This is a genomic window from Veillonella sp. 6_1_27 (assembly GCF_000163735.1).
In the GTDB taxonomy this organism is placed as follows: Bacteria; Bacillota; Negativicutes; order Veillonellales; family Veillonellaceae; genus Veillonella; species Veillonella parvula_A.
In genome coordinates this window covers 526,842-546,532 of record NZ_GG770216.1, presented here as the reverse complement: position 1 = coordinate 546,532, position 19,691 = coordinate 526,842, and the positions used below count along the sequence as shown (strand labels likewise).

At 39.9% G+C, this 19,691-nt stretch carries 18 protein-coding genes and 8 tRNA genes; 5 read left to right on the top strand and 21 right to left on the bottom strand.

Going from position 1 to position 19,691, the window contains the following annotated elements; all coding sequences use genetic code 11:
* From HMPREF0874_RS06315 to hcp, 16 genes are all read right to left on the bottom strand, one after another.
* Window positions 1-254: GTP-binding protein (locus tag HMPREF0874_RS06315; RefSeq protein ID WP_008602477.1), on the bottom strand; the 254-nt coding region annotated here is incomplete at its 3' end.
* Window positions 255-434: 180 nt separating this feature from the next.
* Window positions 435-511, bottom strand: a tRNA-Met gene (locus HMPREF0874_RS06310).
* 5 nt (window positions 512-516) lie between these two features.
* Window positions 517-592: transfer RNA gene (locus HMPREF0874_RS06305), tRNA-Thr, on the bottom strand.
* 31 nt (window positions 593-623) lie between these two features.
* Window positions 624-699, bottom strand: a tRNA-Met gene (locus HMPREF0874_RS06300).
* A gap of 5 nt (window positions 700-704) precedes the next feature.
* Window positions 705-789 (bottom strand) — tRNA-Tyr (locus HMPREF0874_RS06295).
* Between the two features lie 10 nt (window positions 790-799).
* Window positions 800-875, bottom strand: a tRNA-Thr gene (locus HMPREF0874_RS06290).
* 446 nt (window positions 876-1,321) lie between these two features.
* Window positions 1,322-1,786, bottom strand: coding sequence for a BREX-3 system P-loop-containing protein BrxF (gene brxF, locus HMPREF0874_RS06285; protein WP_004695092.1), 465 nt, complete (start codon window positions 1,784-1,786; stop codon window positions 1,322-1,324).
* 28 nt (window positions 1,787-1,814) lie between these two features.
* A complete protein-coding gene (locus tag HMPREF0874_RS06280) occupies window positions 1,815-3,236 on the bottom strand; it encodes a hypothetical protein (protein ID WP_008602474.1) in 1,422 nt (473 codons plus the stop codon).
* Window positions 3,233-3,886, bottom strand: coding sequence for a hydrogenase nickel incorporation protein HypB (hypB, locus tag HMPREF0874_RS06275; protein WP_008602472.1), 654 nt, complete (start codon window positions 3,884-3,886; stop codon window positions 3,233-3,235). Before hypB ends, HMPREF0874_RS06280 begins: the two co-directional genes overlap by 4 nt.
* A 15-nt stretch (window positions 3,887-3,901) precedes the next feature.
* A complete protein-coding gene (locus HMPREF0874_RS06270) occupies window positions 3,902-4,243 on the bottom strand; it encodes a hydrogenase maturation nickel metallochaperone HypA (RefSeq protein ID WP_008602471.1) in 342 nt (113 codons plus the stop codon).
* Window positions 4,236-5,063: a bifunctional 5,10-methylenetetrahydrofolate dehydrogenase/5,10-methenyltetrahydrofolate cyclohydrolase gene (locus HMPREF0874_RS06265; protein ID WP_039965247.1), complete on the bottom strand. Its 828-nt coding sequence runs from the start codon at window positions 5,061-5,063 to the stop codon at window positions 4,236-4,238. The genes HMPREF0874_RS06270 and HMPREF0874_RS06265 overlap by 8 nt, the downstream gene beginning before the upstream one ends.
* 100 nt (window positions 5,064-5,163) lie before the next feature.
* On the bottom strand, window positions 5,164-7,131 hold the full coding sequence (locus tag HMPREF0874_RS06260) for a penicillin-binding transpeptidase domain-containing protein (protein WP_004695087.1): 1,968 nt from the start codon (window positions 7,129-7,131) through the stop codon (window positions 5,164-5,166).
* The gene (locus tag HMPREF0874_RS06255) at window positions 7,131-8,549 is read right to left on the bottom strand and encodes a CCA tRNA nucleotidyltransferase (RefSeq protein WP_039965245.1); all 1,419 of its coding nucleotides are present in this window, start codon (window positions 8,547-8,549) and stop codon (window positions 7,131-7,133) included. The genes HMPREF0874_RS06260 and HMPREF0874_RS06255 overlap by 1 nt, the downstream gene beginning before the upstream one ends.
* A 69-nt stretch (window positions 8,550-8,618) precedes the next feature.
* Window positions 8,619-9,491, bottom strand: coding sequence for an L-serine ammonia-lyase, iron-sulfur-dependent, subunit alpha (gene sdaAA / locus HMPREF0874_RS06250; RefSeq protein ID WP_077707631.1), 873 nt, complete (start codon window positions 9,489-9,491; stop codon window positions 8,619-8,621).
* A gap of 11 nt (window positions 9,492-9,502) precedes the next feature.
* Window positions 9,503-10,165 (bottom strand): L-serine ammonia-lyase, iron-sulfur-dependent subunit beta, encoded by a 663-nt coding sequence (gene sdaAB / locus HMPREF0874_RS06245; protein ID WP_038125691.1) that lies wholly within the window; start codon window positions 10,163-10,165, stop codon window positions 9,503-9,505.
* A gap of 436 nt (window positions 10,166-10,601) precedes the next feature.
* On the bottom strand, window positions 10,602-12,167 hold the full coding sequence (gene hcp / locus HMPREF0874_RS06240; protein ID WP_008602464.1) for a hydroxylamine reductase: 1,566 nt from the start codon (window positions 12,165-12,167) through the stop codon (window positions 10,602-10,604).
* 272 nt (window positions 12,168-12,439) lie between these two features.
* Between hcp and HMPREF0874_RS06235 the strand changes: the two genes are divergently transcribed.
* Window positions 12,440-13,165 (top strand): Crp/Fnr family transcriptional regulator, encoded by a 726-nt coding sequence (locus tag HMPREF0874_RS06235; protein WP_021148534.1) that lies wholly within the window; start codon window positions 12,440-12,442, stop codon window positions 13,163-13,165.
* Window positions 13,166-13,321: 156 nt separating this feature from the next.
* On the opposite strand, the gene HMPREF0874_RS06230 is transcribed toward HMPREF0874_RS06235, so the two are convergent.
* The 4 genes from HMPREF0874_RS06230 to HMPREF0874_RS06215 all read right to left on the bottom strand — a co-directional run bounded on the left by HMPREF0874_RS06230 (window position 13,322) and on the right by HMPREF0874_RS06215 (window position 17,240).
* Window positions 13,322-15,085 carry an LPO_1073/Vpar_1526 family protein gene (locus HMPREF0874_RS06230; protein ID WP_008602460.1) on the bottom strand — a complete coding sequence of 588 codons (1,764 nt, stop codon included), beginning with the start codon at window positions 15,083-15,085 and terminating at the stop codon, window positions 13,322-13,324.
* A 9-nt stretch (window positions 15,086-15,094) separates the two neighbouring features.
* Complete coding sequence (locus HMPREF0874_RS06225; RefSeq protein WP_008602458.1) at window positions 15,095-15,646, bottom strand: TIGR01440 family protein; 552 nt, start codon at window positions 15,644-15,646, stop codon at window positions 15,095-15,097.
* A 171-nt stretch (window positions 15,647-15,817) separates the two neighbouring features.
* Window positions 15,818-16,378, bottom strand: coding sequence for a Fe-S-containing hydro-lyase (locus HMPREF0874_RS06220; protein ID WP_004695073.1), 561 nt, complete (start codon window positions 16,376-16,378; stop codon window positions 15,818-15,820).
* Between the two features lie 19 nt (window positions 16,379-16,397).
* Window positions 16,398-17,240 carry a fumarate hydratase gene (locus tag HMPREF0874_RS06215; RefSeq protein WP_004695072.1) on the bottom strand — a complete coding sequence of 281 codons (843 nt, stop codon included), beginning with the start codon at window positions 17,238-17,240 and terminating at the stop codon, window positions 16,398-16,400.
* Window positions 17,241-17,980: 740 nt separating this feature from the next.
* Between HMPREF0874_RS06215 and HMPREF0874_RS06210 the strand changes: the two genes are divergently transcribed.
* The 4 genes from HMPREF0874_RS06210 (at window position 17,981) to HMPREF0874_RS06195 (ending at window position 19,233) form a co-directional block, all read left to right on the top strand.
* A tRNA-Asn gene (locus tag HMPREF0874_RS06210) sits at window positions 17,981-18,056 on the top strand.
* Window positions 18,057-18,060: 4 nt separating this feature from the next.
* A tRNA-Glu gene (locus tag HMPREF0874_RS06205) sits at window positions 18,061-18,135 on the top strand.
* 4 nt (window positions 18,136-18,139) lie between these two features.
* Window positions 18,140-18,215 (top strand) — tRNA-Val (locus tag HMPREF0874_RS06200).
* Between the two features lie 109 nt (window positions 18,216-18,324).
* Window positions 18,325-19,233 (top strand): hypothetical protein, encoded by a 909-nt coding sequence (locus HMPREF0874_RS06195; RefSeq protein WP_008602456.1) that lies wholly within the window; start codon window positions 18,325-18,327, stop codon window positions 19,231-19,233.
* 47 nt (window positions 19,234-19,280) lie between these two features.
* Here HMPREF0874_RS06195 and atpC read toward each other — a convergent pair whose 3' ends face one another.
* Window positions 19,281-19,688, bottom strand: a complete 408-nt coding sequence (gene atpC / locus HMPREF0874_RS06190; protein WP_008602448.1) for an ATP synthase F1 subunit epsilon — start codon at window positions 19,686-19,688, stop codon at window positions 19,281-19,283.
* Between the last annotated feature and the right edge of the window lie 3 nt (window positions 19,689-19,691).

Below are 19,691 nucleotides of genomic sequence, written 5' to 3'. Positions count from 1 at the left end.
TGGCCTGGGCAGTCAACGTGTGCATAGTGACGGTTAGCAGTTTCATACTCAACGTGTGCAGTGTTGATTGTGATACCGCGTTCACGTTCTTCTGGAGCTTTATCGATCATGCTGTAATCTTGGAAGTCAGCTTGACCTTTTTCAGCCAATACTTTAGTGATTGCAGCAGTCAAAGTAGTTTTACCATGGTCAACGTGACCGATTGTACCGATGTTAACATGCGGTTTCGTACGTTCAAATTTTTCTTTTGCCATTAGGATTATATCCTCCTTCACAAAAACAAATTACATTCTAGTATTAATATAATATATTAACCCTAATTTATCAATGGAATATAAGATTTCCTTACCTATTATTATACCATATATACAAAGTCTTAGAATAGCATGTCATATGTAAAGAAATAAAAAAATCCCCACCAAGGTGAGGTTTAATGGTGGCGGCACACGGATTTGAACCGCGGACACACCGGGTATGAACCGATTGCTCTAGCCAACTGAGCTATGCCGCCATGTATGGAGCTAGTGACCGGGATTGAACCGGTGACCTTATCCTTACCAAGGATACGCTCTGCCGACTGAGCTACACCAGCACAATGAACGATCATTTCACTGTGGTTTTTATGGTTGCGGGGACAGGACTTGAACCTGCGACCTTCGGGTTATGAGCCCGACGAGCTACCAACTGCTCCACCCCGCTATGAATGGTGGAGGGAGAAGGATTCGAACCTTCGAAGTCGAAGACGGCAGATTTACAGTCTGCTCCCTTTGGCCGCTCGGGAATCCCTCCATAAATAAAATGGAGCTGGCGATAGGAATTGAACCCACAACCTGCTGATTACAAGTCAGCTGCTCTACCTATTGAGCTACGCCAGCATCATTACGACAAGATGAATTGTATCACCTAGCACACTAAGTGTCAAGAACATTTAAAAACTTTTTTGAAGTTTTTCGTTCACTGTGGTCACTCTTAGTGCTTAATCATAATAACATGAAACGATACCCTATGCAAGTATTTTGTCAAAAAAAATTTATATTTTATCAATCCTCTATAAAATGCCTCGTTTTCAGTATATATCCAGTAATCAACTTTTATTTACTAGTATATTCTTTATATACCTTTACATAGTTTCATTCCTTACCAGTCCATGTCTGCTAACATCCATATTTCAGGTTTACTAAAATCAAATAATAGGAAATTACAAAACTATATTTTTTACCTAATAACTGTAATTATATAACTAAAAAAGGAGATAGCCCGCTATCTCCTTCTATACATCTATAGTTTTCCCTATATTCAACCAATATGTTCAAACATACATTTAGTCGATTGCAATAACATGATCTGGATGTGCAATACTAACTACAGCATGTTTAGGATTATTGTTATGTTCTAAGTACAACTGGTCCCCTTCAATATGTCCACGCCAGCCAACGACAATAGGATACTTCTTACTAATAGTTTTTAACAACTCAAATGGTTTTAGATTTAAGATAGGTGCAAAGAATACATTAATACCATCTAGCAGAACTACTTCCGTATCGCTACGGCTAAGAGCACGGCAAATAACTTCTTCCGCTAATTGAGGCCGTTCATCACGAGGCACGAGCAAAAACTCTTCCTCGATGAGTTGCTTAGCTTCCAAGTATTTCCAGCCCTTCTGCTCAGACAGTTCACGAATTAGCAAACTTTTACCAGAACCTGGACCACCAACGATAAACAATATACGTTCATCATCACCTTGAATCTTTTCCCAACGTTCTTTTACATCTTGTACAGTAACCATACCCTTTGCCTCCTCGCTGTGACCTATCCTATTTTACAGGACGGTCAGATAACATAACGGATTTGATATATTGGTTTTTATCATCTAGGGCAAACTGTAAATAAGAGTTGCTTGCCGCTGGATTTTTATATTCATATACGGTAGACGTCCCCGCCTTTGTTGTAGATTCAACAATACGAGTTGGCATACCATACACAAAGAGCAATAAATATTTGGTATCACCCATTGCGATTCCACGACGTGTAGGCGTATACACATTTAATAATACGCGATTGATAAGATCTTTTTTATCTACACTCACACCGTATTCATTATAGCCAATAAAAGTGGAACCAAACAATATGCCTTGATGTTTCCAATCATTATTAGGATCATTAACAAAATGGTCATTCAACTTGAACCCACGCAATACAAAATCATCAGCCGTAAGTGTACCAGCTTCAAAATCATACACTTCAGCTTTCGGCAATCCAAATCTAGGCCATACTTGTCCACTAATAATATCTACAGCCTCTATATTACTTTGTTTAATGGTGAAAGCAATATATTCTTTTTGCTGACCAAGCATAGATTGTTGTTGGCTATTACTATTTGTATTCTCTACGGGACTCTTAAACTCCTTTTTTTGAGGCAATGAATTTTCGGAATGCCCCTCATAAAGGAAAATATATGTCTCATTTTTCTTATCACGCCACATCGCATTAGGACTGCCATAGGCAAATATCAATTCCATCCGTGTGCTACCAGGACCAATGTCGCGTACTGTATTAGAGCCTTTTTTCGTACTATGAATATTTGTAATAGTATTTGGTTCAAAGAAGTAAGTCGCCCCTTGCCCACGTAATTGATTGTTAACCAACAATTCTTGAGCAGGTCCAGTATATACAGTTACTGCTACATCTTTCATGTAATACGTAGTAAAGTTATCACGTACCTCAGTTTTTTCTACATCTTTTGGAACTTCAAACTGATCTCCCAATCGGTATGTGCCGATAGCATAGTCATCCTGAGAACCTAAAGGCGGTAAACTGTTTGCCGTATAAGACTTACCAATATCAGCTAAATTATTTTGAGTGATACTCGGCAAAGGACCTTCGTTCTCACTAGCCGCTTGCCAGAATTGTATAGAATCACCAAATTCAGTTACAGCCATTTGCTCTGCGAGCCATCCGGTTTTAGAACCTTCCTGTTTCGTTTTTGGATCTAGCTTAACAACTCTAACTGGTGCATTATCAAGGTAAGACAAGCTATCAACCTCACCAGTTCCATCTACACTACCATCATTGCTCGCATTAGCGGAATCTTGAGCTACAACGTTAGTGTCATCAGTAGTTTCTACTGCAACTGGATTAACAGTGGAAATGGCAGGCTCTGCTGCATAACTGATTGTAGTAGCACACAAGCCCACAAGGAGGGCCGCTACAATACGGCTCTTCATAGAATAGTTCATCGATTATTCTCCAACTGTGCACGCAACCAATTCAACCATGGTTCAAGACCGTTGTGGGCCGTGCAACTTACTTCAAAAATTTCTCCATTTGGATTTAAATTACGGATATCTTGTATTGCCTGCTCCTTTTTGAAAGGCACATAGGGCAATAAATCAATCTTGTTAATAAGGATGGCCTTAGACTCTTTAAAGATTAACGGATACTTAAGGGGCTTATCTTCACCTTCGGTAACAGATAAAACCGTCACTTTCATGTTTTCACCAATCTCAAATTCCGCAGGGCACACTAAATTGCCTACATTTTCGATAATAATCATATCGAGGTCATCAAGATTCAGATCACCTAAGGCATCTTGAATCATCTGTGCATCGAGATGGCACCCACCAACCGTATTAATCTGGATAACAGGCACACCCAACTCATGAATGCGCTTGGCATCCTTTGCCGTAAATAAATCGCCTTCAATAACGGCTAAGCGATACTCCTTTTTTAAATCTTGTAGGGTTGCCTCCAAAAGGGAAGTCTTACCTGCCCCAGGTGAACCTAACAGATTAAATACAAATATATTCTTTTCCTTAAACAACTGTTGTAAAGCCTCTGCAATAGCATCGTTTTTTGCCAGTACATTAGTTTTAACTTGAACTTGCATGCCCTAACCTTTCTATCAATCGATATCCATAGAGGTCACTTGTAACTCACGACCGCCTATAGTTTGTACGAAATGGCTGTCACAATAAGGACAAATAAACGTATAATTTTTTACAGAAAATATTTTATCACAATCTAAACACTTTCCTTCAATAGGAATAGTATTGATTTCTATGCGTGAGCCTTCCGCAGGGGTTCCCTTTGTAATGGCTTCCCAACAAAATAACAATGAATCAGGTTCTACCCCACTCATTAACCCTAAGTCTAGTTGAATAGAATGAATGACTGTCGCATCGTGTTGACGTAAGGTATCGAGCGCTACATCAAGAATACCTTCTGCTATAGACATCTCATGCATGGTATGCCTCGTATACCGCTTCTAGCATCATTGTCGTTGTTACGGATCCAACACCTCCTGGTACAGGAGTAATGGCAGATGCAATATCTTTTACCGCATCATAATCAACATCACCTACAGTTTTGCCGTCCAGTTCATTAATACCTACATCAATAACAACAGCACCAGGCTTAATCATATTAGCAGTAATCATATGAGCACGACCAGCCGCAGCAATAATAATATCACCACGCTTTACTTGCTCTACTAGATCAGAAGTTCTAGAATGGCACATTGTAACAGTACCATGTGCAGCGAGTGCCATAAGCGCTACAGGTTTACCGATAACTTGGCTACGACCGACTACAACCACATGTTTTCCTTCTAAAGGAATATTATAGTGATTTAAAATAGCCATACAAGCCTTAGCCGTACAAGGAGCAAAGCCACCCTTACCAGCTGTTACTAAACCGATGTTATATGTTGTAAGACCATCAATATCTTTTTTAGGATCTAATATATCGATAAGAGCTTCTGTATCAATGTGTTTAGGCATTGGCATTAGCGGTAAAATTCCATGAATAGATGGATCAGTATTTAATTCATGCAACGCCGCTACTACTTCATCTTGCGTTGCCGTTTCAGGCAATTGCTTTAGCACAAAACCATAGCCAAAATTTTTAGCTGTTTTTTCCATAAATGTAGCATACATATGAGCGCCGTGGTCTTCACCGACAAGTAACACTGCCATAGTAATCACAGAGTTGCCTACTGCTGCAACTTTTTCTTGTAAAATCGCCTTGTGAGCATCTGCTACCGCTTTCCCTCGTAATTCGATCATAAGTATCTCCATTCATTCAAACTATTTATAAAAAAGGTGCCTCCTGAGAGGCACCAAAGTCTCTTATTCTATTATATAACGAACTGTCTATAATTTCTAATTATCTACTAAAGTGAACGGTAATTGCCGTCCCGGGTTGAACAGTAGTGCCCCCACTTTCATCTTGAGAAACGGCAATACCCGTTCCATCTGGCTTAAACGCAAGCCCCGCCTTATGTAACCAATCACGTACCTCACCATAGGTGAAGCCCGTAAAATTAGGTAATGTTACGGAACCATCACCAGAAAGATGTGGCTCTGGTAATGTATTGCTAGGTTTAACAGCTACAGGAGTACTATCTTTAACATATGGGCTCAATTGGTAGTACCGTACAAGTTGAGACACGATGTCTTTAAATACTGGCGCTGCAATTTGTCCACCATAAATAGACCCTTTTTGAGGATCGTCAATGGCTACAAGGACCACAAATTTTGGATCCTCTACAGGGCCAAAGCCGATAAAGGATGCAATGTATTGACCATCTAAATAGCCCCCACGTTTAGTGTCTAATTTTTCTGCGGTACCAGTTTTACCACCGAAGTGGTAGCCTTCCACCATCGCTTTGTTACCACCGCCTTCAGACACCTCTTTTTCCAAGATATCTACAATAGTTTTTGCTGTTTCCTCTGGCACTGGTTGACCTACTACAGTATTTTCAGTAGTGCTTGTTACTTCCCCTTGAGCATTGCTATAAGACTTGATAATATGCGGACGCATCATAGCGCCCCCATTAGAAAGAGCACCAAAGGCACGTACCATTTGTAATGGCGTAACCGCAATACCTTGACCGATAGACATAGTCGCTACATCCAACTTACTCATATCTTCCGGATTATACAGGATACCTGCCCCTTCACCAGGCAATTCAATGCCCGTTTCAGAGCCAAAACCATAATCGCGTACATATTTAGAAAGGATATCTGCTCCAGTTGTTGTACCAATTTCTGCCATACCTGTATTGATAGAATACTTCAAGATATCTAGCAATCGAACTGGTCCATAACCTTCACCATTCCAGTTTCTCATCACATGACCATTCGCTACAAAGGCCCCTTTATCATTGTACACTGTTTCTAATTTCCACTTTCCTGATGCAAGAGCTGCAGATGCAACGATTGGTTTGAATGTAGAACCTGGTTCGTATAAGTTAGTAACAGCAATATTTTTGAAAGCCTCTTCTCCACTTTGGTTATAATTGTTAGGATCATAGCTTGGACGATTTGCCATCGCAAGAATTTCACCAGTCTTAGGATCCATAACGATAACGCTAGCATGTTTAGCCCCTGTATCAGCCATCGCTTTATCAAGCGCACGTTCTGCAATAAATTGGATGGTCGCATCGATTGTTAATGTTACGCTTTTACCCTTATCAGGTAAGAACTTGGACAATACGGAACCAAAGATAGCATTACCTTTGTTATCGGTAGCAACGATTTCTTGCTGTACACCACCCTTTAACTCTTCATCAAGGACCATTTCGAGACCATCAAGGCCTTTATCATCGGTACCTACAAACCCTAGTATTTGAGCCGCTAGTACACCATTTGGGTAATAACGTTTGGACTCTTCCACAAAGTTAAGGCCCGCAATATTATTATCCTTAATAACTTGTGCCACCGCCTTAGACTTGTCCGCATCCATCATGCGATTAATCCATACGAAGGCAGAATCCTCTTGCAGAGCTTTCACAATATTTTCTTTTGACATGGTTACATATGGCGAAATGAGTTCCGCAATCTCTTGGGGAGACTGTTTAATCATCTTAGGGTCCGCATACAAAGATTTTGTAACCACACTCATCGCCAAAGGCTTACCATTACGGTCATAGATCGTACCGCGCGGTGATTGTAATTTTCTATCTACTTGAACCTGTAATAAATTTTTCTTCTCCAGGTCAAATGTATCAAAGACCTGCAACTGTGCCAAACGCCCTATGAGGACAAAGGCAACAGTCATTAGAATGGCAAGACACCAAGTAGTACGACTCCAACCACTCATGCGTCGCAACGCTTTATTTAGTAAATTCATCATTTCTCCACTGGACGGCGTAACTTATGGTCTAATGCGTCATATAGCGCATCTGGTTTATTAGGAATAACCCCATTTTGTACCTGACCTAATAAATACTGCAATCCTTCCCCTACTTGTTTCCCAGCGAGCTTAATCACTCGTTCGTCATAATTTAAATCCTTGGTATGTACAGGCATCTCTAAACTAAGATCTGCCATACATTCTCCAAAGGCTAATGTTCCGTCTGTAGACGAGTAAGGTTTCCCACAACCTAATACATCGGCAGCACAAACCTTAGCTAATTGCTCCCATGCAGTGCGCATAATTTGGCTATCTCGGAATTCACCACTACGGGCTTCCTTGCGAAGCCATTTTTTCTCATTTGCATCGCCATTTTGTACAAAATAGTGAAAACGCATGTGGTTTTTCACAATCCACGCCACGCGTTTTACAAAGGTCTTCGGATATCCTAGTCGGGTTAATAACGTTTCTGCCATCTCCGCACCTAGTGTATCATGCCCACGATCCGTAAGGCGTCCATTAATAATAGCACGTACCGCTGGCATTCCCTTTGCCACATCATGTAATAAGGCACCCCAACGCAACACCAAATCCGGCTCCGTATGGGACACAACGGCTAGTGTATGATACCAACCATCGAATTCGTGAAAGTCCTTTTCTTGGGGCAAATTCACGAGATGATATAGTTCAGGCAAGATGGGAACCTCCCGAGCCGTACCATTTTCTACAACACGACAAGAGCATTCTGCCAAGCGGGATTGAACAAGGACATCAAGGCCTTTAGCCACCGCAGGCTCTAACATGAGACGATTAATCTCATTTCGTACACGTTCTAAAGACAAGCCAGGTACGCGGTGAAAAGCCTTAGGCATAGCCTCTAATAGATCTTTACTCGGCAAGAAATCCAACTTCGCCACAAAACGGCACGCCCTAAATAATCGTAACGCATCTTCTTCAAAACGTTCCTGCGCATTACCAATGGTTCGTAACATCTTATGTTTAATATCACGTCGTCCACCTACAAGGTCTATAACTTCACCATAACGGTTCATAGCCATGCCGTTGACAGTAAAATCACGACGCAACACATCTTCTTCTAAGGTATCGGCATAAGTAATTTCTTCGGGACGATGGCTATCTGCACCATATCGTTCTGTTCTATATGTAGCGATTTCGTATTGCTTGCCCTCTAATGTAGCTACCACTACACCAAAAGATTTTCCTACGAGGTCTGTCGTTTGAATATCATGACCGCGAAGAACCTCAATCACTGTATCGGGACGTGCAGACGTCACAATATCGAAGTCATGTGGCTTTTGATGCATCAACATATCGCGCACAGCGCCGCCTATGATATAAGCTTCATGGCCGGCTTCTTCTAATACGGTCAATATTCGATTTGCTTGTTCCATCATACACGCTCCTTTCTGAACTAGTCTAATCTTTATTTTACTACAAATGAAAGCATGAAAAAAGTGCAATCCTTATAAGGATTGCACTCGTTCTGCAATAGCTGTACCTGTCGGTGTCACCGCAAGACCGCCATCACTTGTTTCACGCAATGCTGCCGGCATAGCACGGCCTATATTATTCATCGCTTCAATGACTTCATCTGGTGGAATTTGGCTTTCAATATTCATTAACGCCATTTCAGATGCAGTAATAGCATGGACTGCATAAAAGCCATTACGCTTAACACATGGCACCTCTACGAGCCCTGCTACCGGATCACAAGCAAGTCCCAATAGATTTTTCATGCACAATGCAATAGCATGACCTACTTGACGTGGTGATCCACCCATCATTTCAACAATGGCCCCTGCCGCCATACACGCCGCTGTACCGATTTCCGCTTGGCAACCGCCAACAGCACCAGCAACACAAGCGCGATTTGCTACTACATTACCAATACCAGACGCAGCTAAGAAGCCTTTTACCACTGTAGCTCTATCTAATTGGTAGTGGTCCGCTACGGCTTTCACAGCACCAGGCATAACACCACAAGAACCCGCCGTAGGACAAGCAACAATGCGGAACATCTTTGCATTTGCCTCATTTACAGCAATAGCATACGTCATTGCCTTATACGCAATATCACTCATAAAACGAGGTGTTTGCCCATTAAGCTGTGCCGCTTGACCACCGGACATACCAGAAGCCGTTTTCTCCGCATAAGCTATGCCATCTTGAATGGAGCTTTCAAAAATATCTAAGCGATTCTCTATTTCACGAACAACCGCGTCTTCACTGCGGTCGTAATTCTCTAATTCATAACGCAATACTACATCGCCAAAAGAAATATTGTTTTCCTCACCTAGGCGAATAATATCTGCAATTGTATCATATGCATAACTCATCATTCGCCCTCCTATAATGCTTCAAAGGTCATCACATCCTGGATGCCTGGAAACTCGCGCATAAACTGAACTGTAATAGGATTTACCACTGTATCTGTAGTAATAACCATGACTGCATCCTTATGCTTGCCCTTACGGAATACGCGCATCGTAGCGATGTTAATATCGGACTCACTCAATGCTTGGCTCACGAGAGAAATCGCACCAGGTCTATCCTCATGGAACACAACGAGCGTAAACTCATCTCCTGTAATGGACATATCATTTCCATCTACTTCGGTAATCATAATCTGACCACCGCCGAGAGAGCGACCAATAACAGTCATATGACGATTATGTTCATCATACATATCAAAACGCACCACATTCGGATGCCCTACATCAAGAGGAGACTCAATAAAAGAAAACTCCATCCCCTCTTTTTTCGCTAATTCATGGGCAACTCGGATGTTCGCATCATCCTCTTTATAACCTAATAAGCCGCCAATCAAAGCACGATCCGTGCCATGCCCTTTATAGGTTTTTGCAAAAGATCCATATAATGTTAAATCTACCTTTTTGGGAGTAGAACGAAAAATACAACGCGCCATCTTCCCTAGCCGCGCAGCCCCCGCTGTATGCGAACTAGACGGACCAATCATAATAGGTCCTATAATATCAAAAATACTATTCATATATGCCTCTACATACACACAAATAATGTGAGAAAGTTCTTACTTACCTATAGTATAACAATCAATATTGATAAATGTCTATATGCACATTAGAGGCATATTTGTGCGTCTATGAAGGACTACTATTTATATGAAAACTATCAAAGAGAAGTATGTTGATGGGACGCCTTTATATCTACAGTTATAAAAAGGAAAGACTATACTTATGCAGCGACATCAGGTCACGAGGAGCAAAGAAGTATAGTCTTTCCTTTCTAACTAAGTTGTGGATACAAAACTGGGCCCCATCAATATGCAAATACTCGATAGATAGCTTTCACAATAATAGTAAAAAAACGCACCTAAGGATAACCCTAGGTGCGTTATTTATAACAACAGTCCTAAATCATAAAAGAGAGGGGACGTAGGACTGTGGTTAACAGATTAATAGATCCTATTAGCCCAAGATAGCTTTCATGTCAGCTTCTGGAGTTGTAATTGGATGTAATTGGAATTTATCTACCAAAATGTTCAATACATTGCTGGAGAAGAATTTAGGCAAGGAAGGTCCGATGTAAATGTTACGGATACCCAATGCCAACAATGTTAACAAGATACATACCGCTTTTTGTTCGTACCAGGACAATACCAATGTCAATGGCAAATCGTTTACATCACATTCAAATGCACCAGCTAAAGCTACTGCTACTTGAATAGCGGAGTAAGCATCGTTACATTGACCCATATCAAGGATACGAGGGATACCACCGATTTCGCCGATGTTCATGTCGTTGAAACGGAATTTACCACAAGCCAATGTCAATACTACAGTATCATTTGGAGTTTGTTTAACGAATTCAGTGTAGTAGTTACGGCCTACTTTAGCACCGTCACAACCACCTACCAAGAAGAAGTGTTTAATAGCGCCAGCTTTTACAGCGTCAATTACTTTATCAGCAATACCCAATACTGTGCCATGACCGAAACCAGTAGTTACTTCATGACCACCGTTGATACCAGTGAATTCTTGAGCTTCTTTGTAGCCGCCCAATTCGATAGCACGGTTGATAACTGCGGAGAAGTCTTTAGTACCATCTTCTTTTTCTTCGATATGTGCACAACCATCGAAACCTACCATATCTGTAGTGAAGATATTAGCTTTGTAGTTTTCTTTTGGTGGCATAATGCAGTTTGTAGTGAACAAGAATGCACCAGGAACATCAACAAATTCTTTTTGTTGGTTTTGCCATGCTGTACCGAAGTTACCTTTCAATTGAGGATGTTTCTTCAATTCAGGATAAGCGTGGCAAGGCAACATTTCACCATGAGTATAGATATTTACACCTTTACCATCAGTTTGTTCCAATAATTGTTTCAAGTCATGAAGGTCATGACCAGTTACAACGATGAAAGGACCTGGTTCTACAGTCAAAGGAACTGTAGTTGGTACAGGTGTACCATATGTTTCAGTATTAGCTTTATCAAGAACAGCCATACATTTCAAGTTAATTTGACCAAATTCCATCAAAAGATCAAGCCATTCTTCAGCACTGTGATCTTTAGCGAATTCTACCATGCCTTTAACGAACCAAGCGTCAACATCAGCATCGTGGAAGCCAAGGCGAGCAGCATGCCATGCATATGCAGCCATACCACGCATACCTAACAATAATGTGGAACGAAGGGATACGATGTCTTCTTCACCTTTCCACAATTGTTCCCAATCGAAATTTTGTTGAGCGCTATCCACTTTTGCATGGTAAGCATTTACTTCGTCAATGAATTCTTGAACGCGGTCTTCAGAGAAGTTTACGTTTGTTACACACATGAACAAACCGCGCATAATATAATCGATACCTTCTTTAGTATGACCCTTTACGTCTAAAGCGCGAGCCAAGCCAACTAAGGCAGCAGTTAATTCGTCTTGTAAGTTAGCAACTGGTGCAGTTTTACCACATACACCTTGTACAGTACAGCCACCTGGTGCTGCAGATTGTTCGCATTGATAACAGAACATACTCATTTAAAAATCCTCCTTTGCGAGACTTCCTCGCAGTCAAGCTAGATAATATAAAACCTATACATTACACTGATGTTTTATCAGTTGTCTGATTGATTACATTTGAAAGTATAACGTAAAGATGATACAATTTCTGTAGCTTGAGCAACAAATAAAAACTTTTTCAAAAATTTTCCTGACTTCCCTTATGGAACAGGTAGACCATTTAGTCTTATACTTTTATTATACAATAATCATTTTTAATTGCTATAGACTTTATCACACCGGAGGTGCTTATGAAACAAATACTTTCAAACGATATCATTAATCAATATATGCCCACCCTCGTGAAATGTCCTTTATTCAATACATTAGGAGAGCCAGAGCTGCGTAGCTATTTAAATAATGCCAAAGTTATCATCCACAGTTACCAAAAAAATGATTTTATAGCCCTCGCTGGAGATCCTATGGAGGGTATTGGTGTCATTCTTGAAGGCAGCGCTTTACTGACTCGTGAAAATGTAATGGGGCAACGGGTTATTATGGCAAACTTAGAGCAATCAGATATTTTTGGAGAAGCACTACTATTTAGCAAACAGCCTTTATGGCCTGCTACCATTAAAGCAACAAAAGCAACTAAAATTATGTTTATTCCCCTTGAAACCTTTATTAAAACATTACCGGATTGTCATCAATGCCAAACTAAAATCCTATCTAATCTATTAGAGGATTTATCTGAAAAAGCAATTCTATTAACCAGAAAAGTCCACTACCTCACATTAAAAGGGATGCGCGAAAAGATTTTTGCGTACTTAACAGATATTTATAAACGTCAGCATTCTAACACAATTCAATTACCCCACAACCGCGAGCAAATGGCTGAGGTTCTCAATGTATCTCGCACAGCCCTTAGCCGTGAATTAGGACGCCTTCGCGATGAAGGTCTCATTGATATTACAGGGCGCACCGTAACAATTAAAAATATTGAAGACATTGAAGAATTCGGCTTTAACACCTTTTAATACTTAATGTCTATTAAATTTAACAAACTAAAAAGTCTCTCAAGATTATCTTGAGAGACTTTTTTATTACACGACTCATAAAATATATAACGGTTTTAAGTATATAATAACTATATAATATAATTTTTCAAACTATATAGTGCTTAAAATTGTAAATTAGAACCAATGAGACAAATCAAATTCTTCACCAATGGTTGCTTTCACATGAGCACGACCTAAGTAAAGGCCTAACAATGTTAAGCTAATTTTAGACATTGGCGTGCTATCAAAGACATCAGCTAAGTCCAATAGAACCGGTGAAATATCATCCATGATATCACGCGCCTCTTGTCCCCTGAAAGCAGTAGGTTTGCTCTTCATCAGAGCTAAAAGATCACGTTGAACCATAGCATTAGAAATTCGTGTTTGTCTAAAGAATTGTGGTGCTAAAGACTCATCTACCAAGGCTAATTTATAAAGATTGGAGTTCAAGCTACGCACCACATAACGTGGATCCACACCATGACCATCTGTAGCACGGAAGAGTTCTTCCTTAGAGAAACCACGATAGTTGAATACAAACGGATATGAATTCGACAACACTTGGCATAAAGTGATAGGCTCTTGTTCTTCTTGTGTACAGCGTAAGTAGTCCAGCTGGCGATAGAAGGAATCATTTCGAGGTAAATCAGAGATGAATGGCTCAATATATTTTTCCACATAATGTTGGAAGTGAATCAATCCATAGTTATTAGAATTTCTAGAATATTGTAACAATAATGTTAAGGCCATAACTTGGAAGTGACCTAATGTTAAATGAGGTAATACACGTAATGCATCAAAAGCTACGAGGTATGGCGTACTAGATTTAGGAGATTGAACCACATCTAGAAAAGCACCTAACGCAGCGGACTTCATCCACTCTGTATTTGTAGCGGCATATGCCTTTTGCATACTCATCAACGCTTCTTGAATAACAATATTCTCTAGTAATGCATTCACTTCAACAATTTTTGTAATATTGAGAGCCGCTAAAGCATCTCTTGTAATAGATTCTACATAGTGTTGCGTATCACCATGTAACACCCCAAAGGAATGAACAAATGGTGCTATAGCCAACTCAACGCATTTATCCTCATGTGCCGTTTTTGCCCATTGACCATGCGGTTCCTCCTCTTCAGCTAAACTTGTTGCCGCCAATTGTGCTTCAATTTCAGAAGCATCAAACAAACGCGTTTCATCTAATACCGATGGACCTTCCGCGGTTTGTATTTCGTTTGCACCACCTATCATTTGTGTAGCATCTATGCTATCCGCTTCATCAGCTTCAAAGGCTTCCACAGATTCACCCATAGCAATTGTATCTTCAACAGAGTTTGCGCTATTGAGAAGTTCATCTGTAACAACATCGAGGACAATAGTTTTATCCACCAACGGAGTAACACCTTGATTGGCTTGATTAGCTTGCTTAAGATCTGATACAGCTGTCATCACAATGGTTTCATCCCCTATTGGTGTGCCATTATCCGAACCTATTGGTGTTCCATTATCCGAACCTAATGCTAACGCATATTCTCCCTCTGAAACATGACTTGAATTAGACTTTAGAGTACTTCTTTTATTATAAGAGGTATCTATAGGATCAACCAGAGGTTCAGCCGGTTCTCGCTCTTCACCGACCACCGTTTCAACTGTATCCGGAATTGATGCAGTATATACATTAGTTCCACTCGTATGTGTGATTGTTACATTGCCCTCTTGCGACTCCGTTGCAAATATAACATCATTATGCGCTTTAGGATTATTTTTATTACTTATGTTTTTATAGGATTTTTCTTTTGCCTTACTTTCACCATCACCACCGCTAAATACAGCATAGCAAACAGCAAAGAATCCCAATGCCACGACGGCTAATACAAAATACGGTATTAGGTTTGACATACTATCCCCCTACATCAATGCTTCATTATATACAGCACGCTCACCGCCAATGCTCTTCGGACGAACACGACAAGCGGTCACATGTGCTTTCCCAATTTCTTTCACACAAAGACGTACAGGCACTGCAACGTGTTTCATGTGCATACCAATGAAAGTATCTCCAATATCGATGCCTACATCAGCTTGAATAAATTCAACCATCACAGGATCATCAAAATATTCGTACGCCATCACAGCCAGGGCACCACCCGCATGACGTTGAGGAACAACATTAACTTCCTCCTCCCATGTCATCGCACTACGTTCCATAACAAGTGCACGATTAATATGTTCACAACATTGAATAGCCAAGTTAAGTCCTTTAGCCTTAACAGCATTGTATATTTCATCAAATACGACCTGAGCCACATCAAGGTGAGAGTCAGTGCCGATTTTTTTACCTACAATTTCGCTAGTGGAACAGCCAACAACGAATAATTGACCTTCGCGAACCTTTGCTAAATCAAGTAATTCAGCCATCGCGTTGCGAGTTGACTGACGAATAGTTTCTACAGAAGTCATGTTATCGCCTCACTCAAATTGAATGTATAAAATCTATATGTATATTATCATAAAACCGACAGAATCGGTAGACTAAACTCTACACGTAACGGATGAACATCTTATGATTATGGCTTAACAACAAAAAGAGGCTTGCTTTAGCAAGCCTCTTTCAATCACTCAATGGTGATATTAGATTTTTCTGTAAGGTTTTTGGCCTAATTCGTAGAAGTTATTACCTTCAGTATCGCCAACCACGATGCAAGGGAAATCTTCAACAGTCAATTCAGCCAAAGCTTCTGGTCCAAGTTCACCATAAGCAAGTACTTCATATTTTTTGATGGATTTTGCAATCAATGCTGCTGCGCCACCAACTGCTGCGAAGTATGTGCAACCATTTTTCTTCATGGATTCAACTACTTCTGGTTTACGGGAACCTTTACCAATCATGCCTTTGATACCTTGGTCAAGCATTGTTGGTGTGTAAGCATCCATACGACCGGAAGTTGTAGGACCAGCGGAACCAATTGGATCACCAGGTTTTGCAGGTGTTGGTCCAAGATAATAAACGAATTTATTTGTCCAGTCGATTGGTAATTTTTCACCACGCGCTAAAGCTTCAGTCATAACTTTATGAGCAGCGTCACGAGCGGAGTAAATTTTACCAGTGATAAGAACGCTATCACCAACTTTTAATTTGCGGGAAAACTCTTCATTATATTCTTCAGTATTAATGCGAATTGATTCAGCCATTGTTTTTACCTCCTATCGATTAAAGTACTACGTGAGCATGACGAGCAGCATGGCACATGATAGTAACTGCAACAGGAAGACCTGCGATGTGAGTTGCACCCCATTCGATGTTTACACCGATACAAGTTGTAGTGCCACCCAATTGTGGTCCAATACCAGTTTTGTTAACCATTTCCATGATTTCTTCTTCTAATTTTGCATAGTCTGCATCTTTATGAGGTACGCTAATGTCACGAAGCAACGCTTTTTTGGACATAACTGCTGCTTGGTCCATAGTACCGCCAATACCAATGCCGAGTACAATTGGAGGGCATGGGTTAGGACCTGCATGTTTTACGATTTCAAGGACTGCATTTTTAACGCCTTCCACACCATCAGCAGGTACGAGCATAGCTACATCGGATTTATTTTCAGAACCGAAACCTTTTAATTCTACTTGAATATCTACTTTATCGCCAGGAACGATTTCAGTATAGATGATTGCAGGTGTGTTATTTTGTGTATTTTTACGATTGAACAATGGTTCAGCTACAACGGATTTACGAAGATAACCTTCAACATAACCAGCTGCAACACCAGCATTGATAGCTTCTGTAAGATCACCACCAACGAAATGAACATCTTGACCAACTTTTAAGAATACCATAGTCATACCAGTATCTTGGCAGTATGGACGATCTTCAGCATCGGCAATTTCTGCATTTTTAATAATTTGATCAAGAACGATACGACCTACTGAAGACTCTTCTGTTTCACGGCCTTTTTTCAAACCTTCATAGATGTCTTTTGGCAAGTGGTAAGCTGCGTCCATACACATTTGACGGACTGTTTTTGTGATTTCAGATACTTGAATCTCGCGCAAGATAATCCCTCCTCAGGAAAATAGTTGAATATTAATTCTAATACCGATGAGATAAAATAAAATTCTCAAACATATGAAAGAATATCTATCTCAAACCGATGAGATTAACTCTATACATAAATCGTAGCACACAATATAGGGGGATTCAACGCCTTACCTATACAGTTTTCTCAATGCTTTTTCGGTTTTTGAGAATTGTTTTCATGAATATTTTTGTATATATTTCGGTTTTTCAATAGGCTATATAGACCTTATTCTCTAGTCACTAAAATAGCCCTGCATTGTGATAAAAGTCATAGTCTATCATATATCAATAAGATTTTTATATCTTATATTTTTACCTACTTTATTATATATAGATTTGGTTTAAAATGAACCACAAACATAGGCTATATCTAATAAGATAAATACACTTCTTTCTTAACTGATACTACTTTTCAACTAAATCTTTTAAACTTTTCTATAATGCATATGTATACCGATTATCTTCAATATACTTATATTGCTAACTCCCATGCATTTGGAGTCATACAATCACCTTAGAACACAGTAAATATCTATAATTATTAAGCTCTATAGATTTTATTAATTTTAATGACTCTCTCATCAAAATTATTGATAACCAATTTTATTTATAAAGTTATGTCTTTTAGTCATAATTGATAGTATCTATTTTATAGTGTTCTAAAAAAAATGCTTGCTTTTATAATTAATCTAACATATAATAACAATCGTACCATTCCTCGATAGCTCAGTCGGTAGAGCAATCGGCTGTTAACCGATCGGTCGTAGGTTCGAGTCCTACTCGAGGAGCCATTTTGGCCCGTTGGTCAAGCGGTTAAGACACCGCCCTTTCACGGCGGTATCCCGGGTTCGATTCCCGGACGGGTCACCACCATGGACGATTAGCTCAGCTGGGAGAGCGCCTGCCTTACAAGCAGGATGTCGGCAGTTCGATCCTGTCATCGTCCACCAGACTAAAGAAGCAAGCTATTAAGCTTGCTTCTTTTTTTTGTATATATGATATAATAATATAAATTGTATAATTTGTAATTTTAAAAGAGTTTTATTAAGAGGAGGAATTATGTTACATAACTTCGGACTCTATAAACGTCCACTACTTACAGTACTTGCTGTACTACTCACAACTGTATTTACAACAGCCAGTGCTGCTATGATCGATTTGAGTCAATTAACGCCAAATACAACACAACCTGTAGCTCTTAGCACTATACAAAGTAGCACAAGTAATGAAGCTCCTACATTAGCCCCTGAAACGAATATGGAGCCTGTCATAAAAGTGGCTGCAACACCAACATCTACACCGATTTCTGGAGCTCCGGAAAAAGCGACAATTAATACTTCTAGTACAAGTCATGATGGACACTTAGAAAACTTTCCGAGCCGTAAAGTTACTATTGTTGTACCAGCAAATTTGCGCAATGAAAACACAGCTCAATTTGGTCGCTACATGACAGATCGCTTATCAAATACACTTAAATATCCTTACTATAATACAACCATCGTAAGTACTAACACACCAACTGCAGAAATTAAAGCCGCTGATCTTGCTCAAATTGCAGAGGCCCAAAATTCTGAAATCGTTATTATGCCTGTACCATTACAAGACGTATATGTACAAGTTAATACTATTAATAGCCCAGATCCGTATAATAAGGATAATCATGAAATTTATATCGCCGCAAAGGTTAATGCCCTTTTATACTATTATGATGTAAACGATAAGATAATCCATACTGTTCGTACGGGCTTCAACCAAACTGATGACTCTTTGACTATGCCAACACATAAATCAGTTTGGAACAAAGTTATGACTATATTACTTGATAAATTACCATATAAACGAATTCCAACAGACCGTGACCGTTACCAAGCACCTGGTATCAATTCTGAGGCACCTGTTGTACTAGATTTTCAAGTAGAACAACCTAAGAATACTGCGTACTCCTTAAAAGGTGTGAGCGTTTTATAATCAAAATTAGAAAGATAAAAAGGCTAGCCAGCTGGCTAGCCTTTTTCTTATAACATTTTTGTAACATGCAAGCGCAATAAGGCACGTTGCAATGCTGCTTCCGCTCTTTCTACATCAATATCAGGTGTAGGATTTGATAACCGACCTTCAGCACGCTCTTTAGCTCGACGAGCACGTTCCACATCAATGGATGTTGGATCTTGACAGTCAGGGGTTACAATACTCACCTTATTATGTTCAATTTCACAGAAGCCCCCAAATACAGCATATTCACGAGATGTTCCATCTGGTTGATCAATGCGTAAAGGTGCCAAGTCTAATGCGATAATCATAGGTGCATGGTTTGGCAAAATACCAAAAGCACCATCGATAGCTTTACCTACAAAGAATGTAGATTGGCCTTCGAATACAATCGCATCAGGTGTAATTATCTGTAGGGTCATAGGTTCCGCCATGGA

Excerpts from the sequence above, each read along its gene's own strand:
- brxF (WP_004695092.1), bottom strand. The coding sequence starts at position 1,786 with ATGGTTACTGTACAAGATGTAAAAGAACGTTGGGAAAAGATTCAAGGT.
- HMPREF0874_RS06280 (WP_008602474.1), bottom strand. The coding sequence starts at position 3,236 with ATGAACTATTCTATGAAGAGCCGTATTGTAGCGGCCCTCCTTGTGGGC.
- hypB (WP_008602472.1), bottom strand. The coding sequence starts at position 3,886 with ATGCAAGTTCAAGTTAAAACTAATGTACTGGCAAAAAACGATGCTATT.
- HMPREF0874_RS06270 (WP_008602471.1), bottom strand. The coding sequence starts at position 4,243 with ATGCATGAGATGTCTATAGCAGAAGGTATTCTTGATGTAGCGCTCGAT.
- HMPREF0874_RS06265 (WP_039965247.1), bottom strand. The coding sequence starts at position 5,063 with ATGATCGAATTACGAGGGAAAGCGGTAGCAGATGCTCACAAGGCGATT.
- HMPREF0874_RS06260 (WP_004695087.1), bottom strand. The coding sequence starts at position 7,131 with ATGAATTTACTAAATAAAGCGTTGCGACGCATGAGTGGTTGGAGTCGT.
- HMPREF0874_RS06255 (WP_039965245.1), bottom strand. The coding sequence starts at position 8,549 with ATGATGGAACAAGCAAATCGAATATTGACCGTATTAGAAGAAGCCGGC.
- sdaAA (WP_077707631.1), bottom strand. The coding sequence starts at position 9,491 with ATGAGTTATGCATATGATACAATTGCAGATATTATTCGCCTAGGTGAG.
- sdaAB (WP_038125691.1), bottom strand. The coding sequence starts at position 10,165 with ATGAATAGTATTTTTGATATTATAGGACCTATTATGATTGGTCCGTCT.
- hcp (WP_008602464.1), bottom strand. The coding sequence starts at position 12,167 with ATGAGTATGTTCTGTTATCAATGCGAACAATCTGCAGCACCAGGTGGC.
- HMPREF0874_RS06235 (WP_021148534.1), top strand. The coding sequence starts at position 12,440 with ATGAAACAAATACTTTCAAACGATATCATTAATCAATATATGCCCACC.
- HMPREF0874_RS06230 (WP_008602460.1), bottom strand. The coding sequence starts at position 15,085 with ATGTCAAACCTAATACCGTATTTTGTATTAGCCGTCGTGGCATTGGGA.
- HMPREF0874_RS06225 (WP_008602458.1), bottom strand. The coding sequence starts at position 15,646 with ATGACTTCTGTAGAAACTATTCGTCAGTCAACTCGCAACGCGATGGCT.
- HMPREF0874_RS06220 (WP_004695073.1), bottom strand. The coding sequence starts at position 16,378 with ATGGCTGAATCAATTCGCATTAATACTGAAGAATATAATGAAGAGTTT.
- HMPREF0874_RS06195 (WP_008602456.1), top strand. The coding sequence starts at position 18,325 with ATGTTACATAACTTCGGACTCTATAAACGTCCACTACTTACAGTACTT.
- atpC (WP_008602448.1), bottom strand. The coding sequence starts at position 19,688 with ATGGCGGAACCTATGACCCTACAGATAATTACACCTGATGCGATTGTA.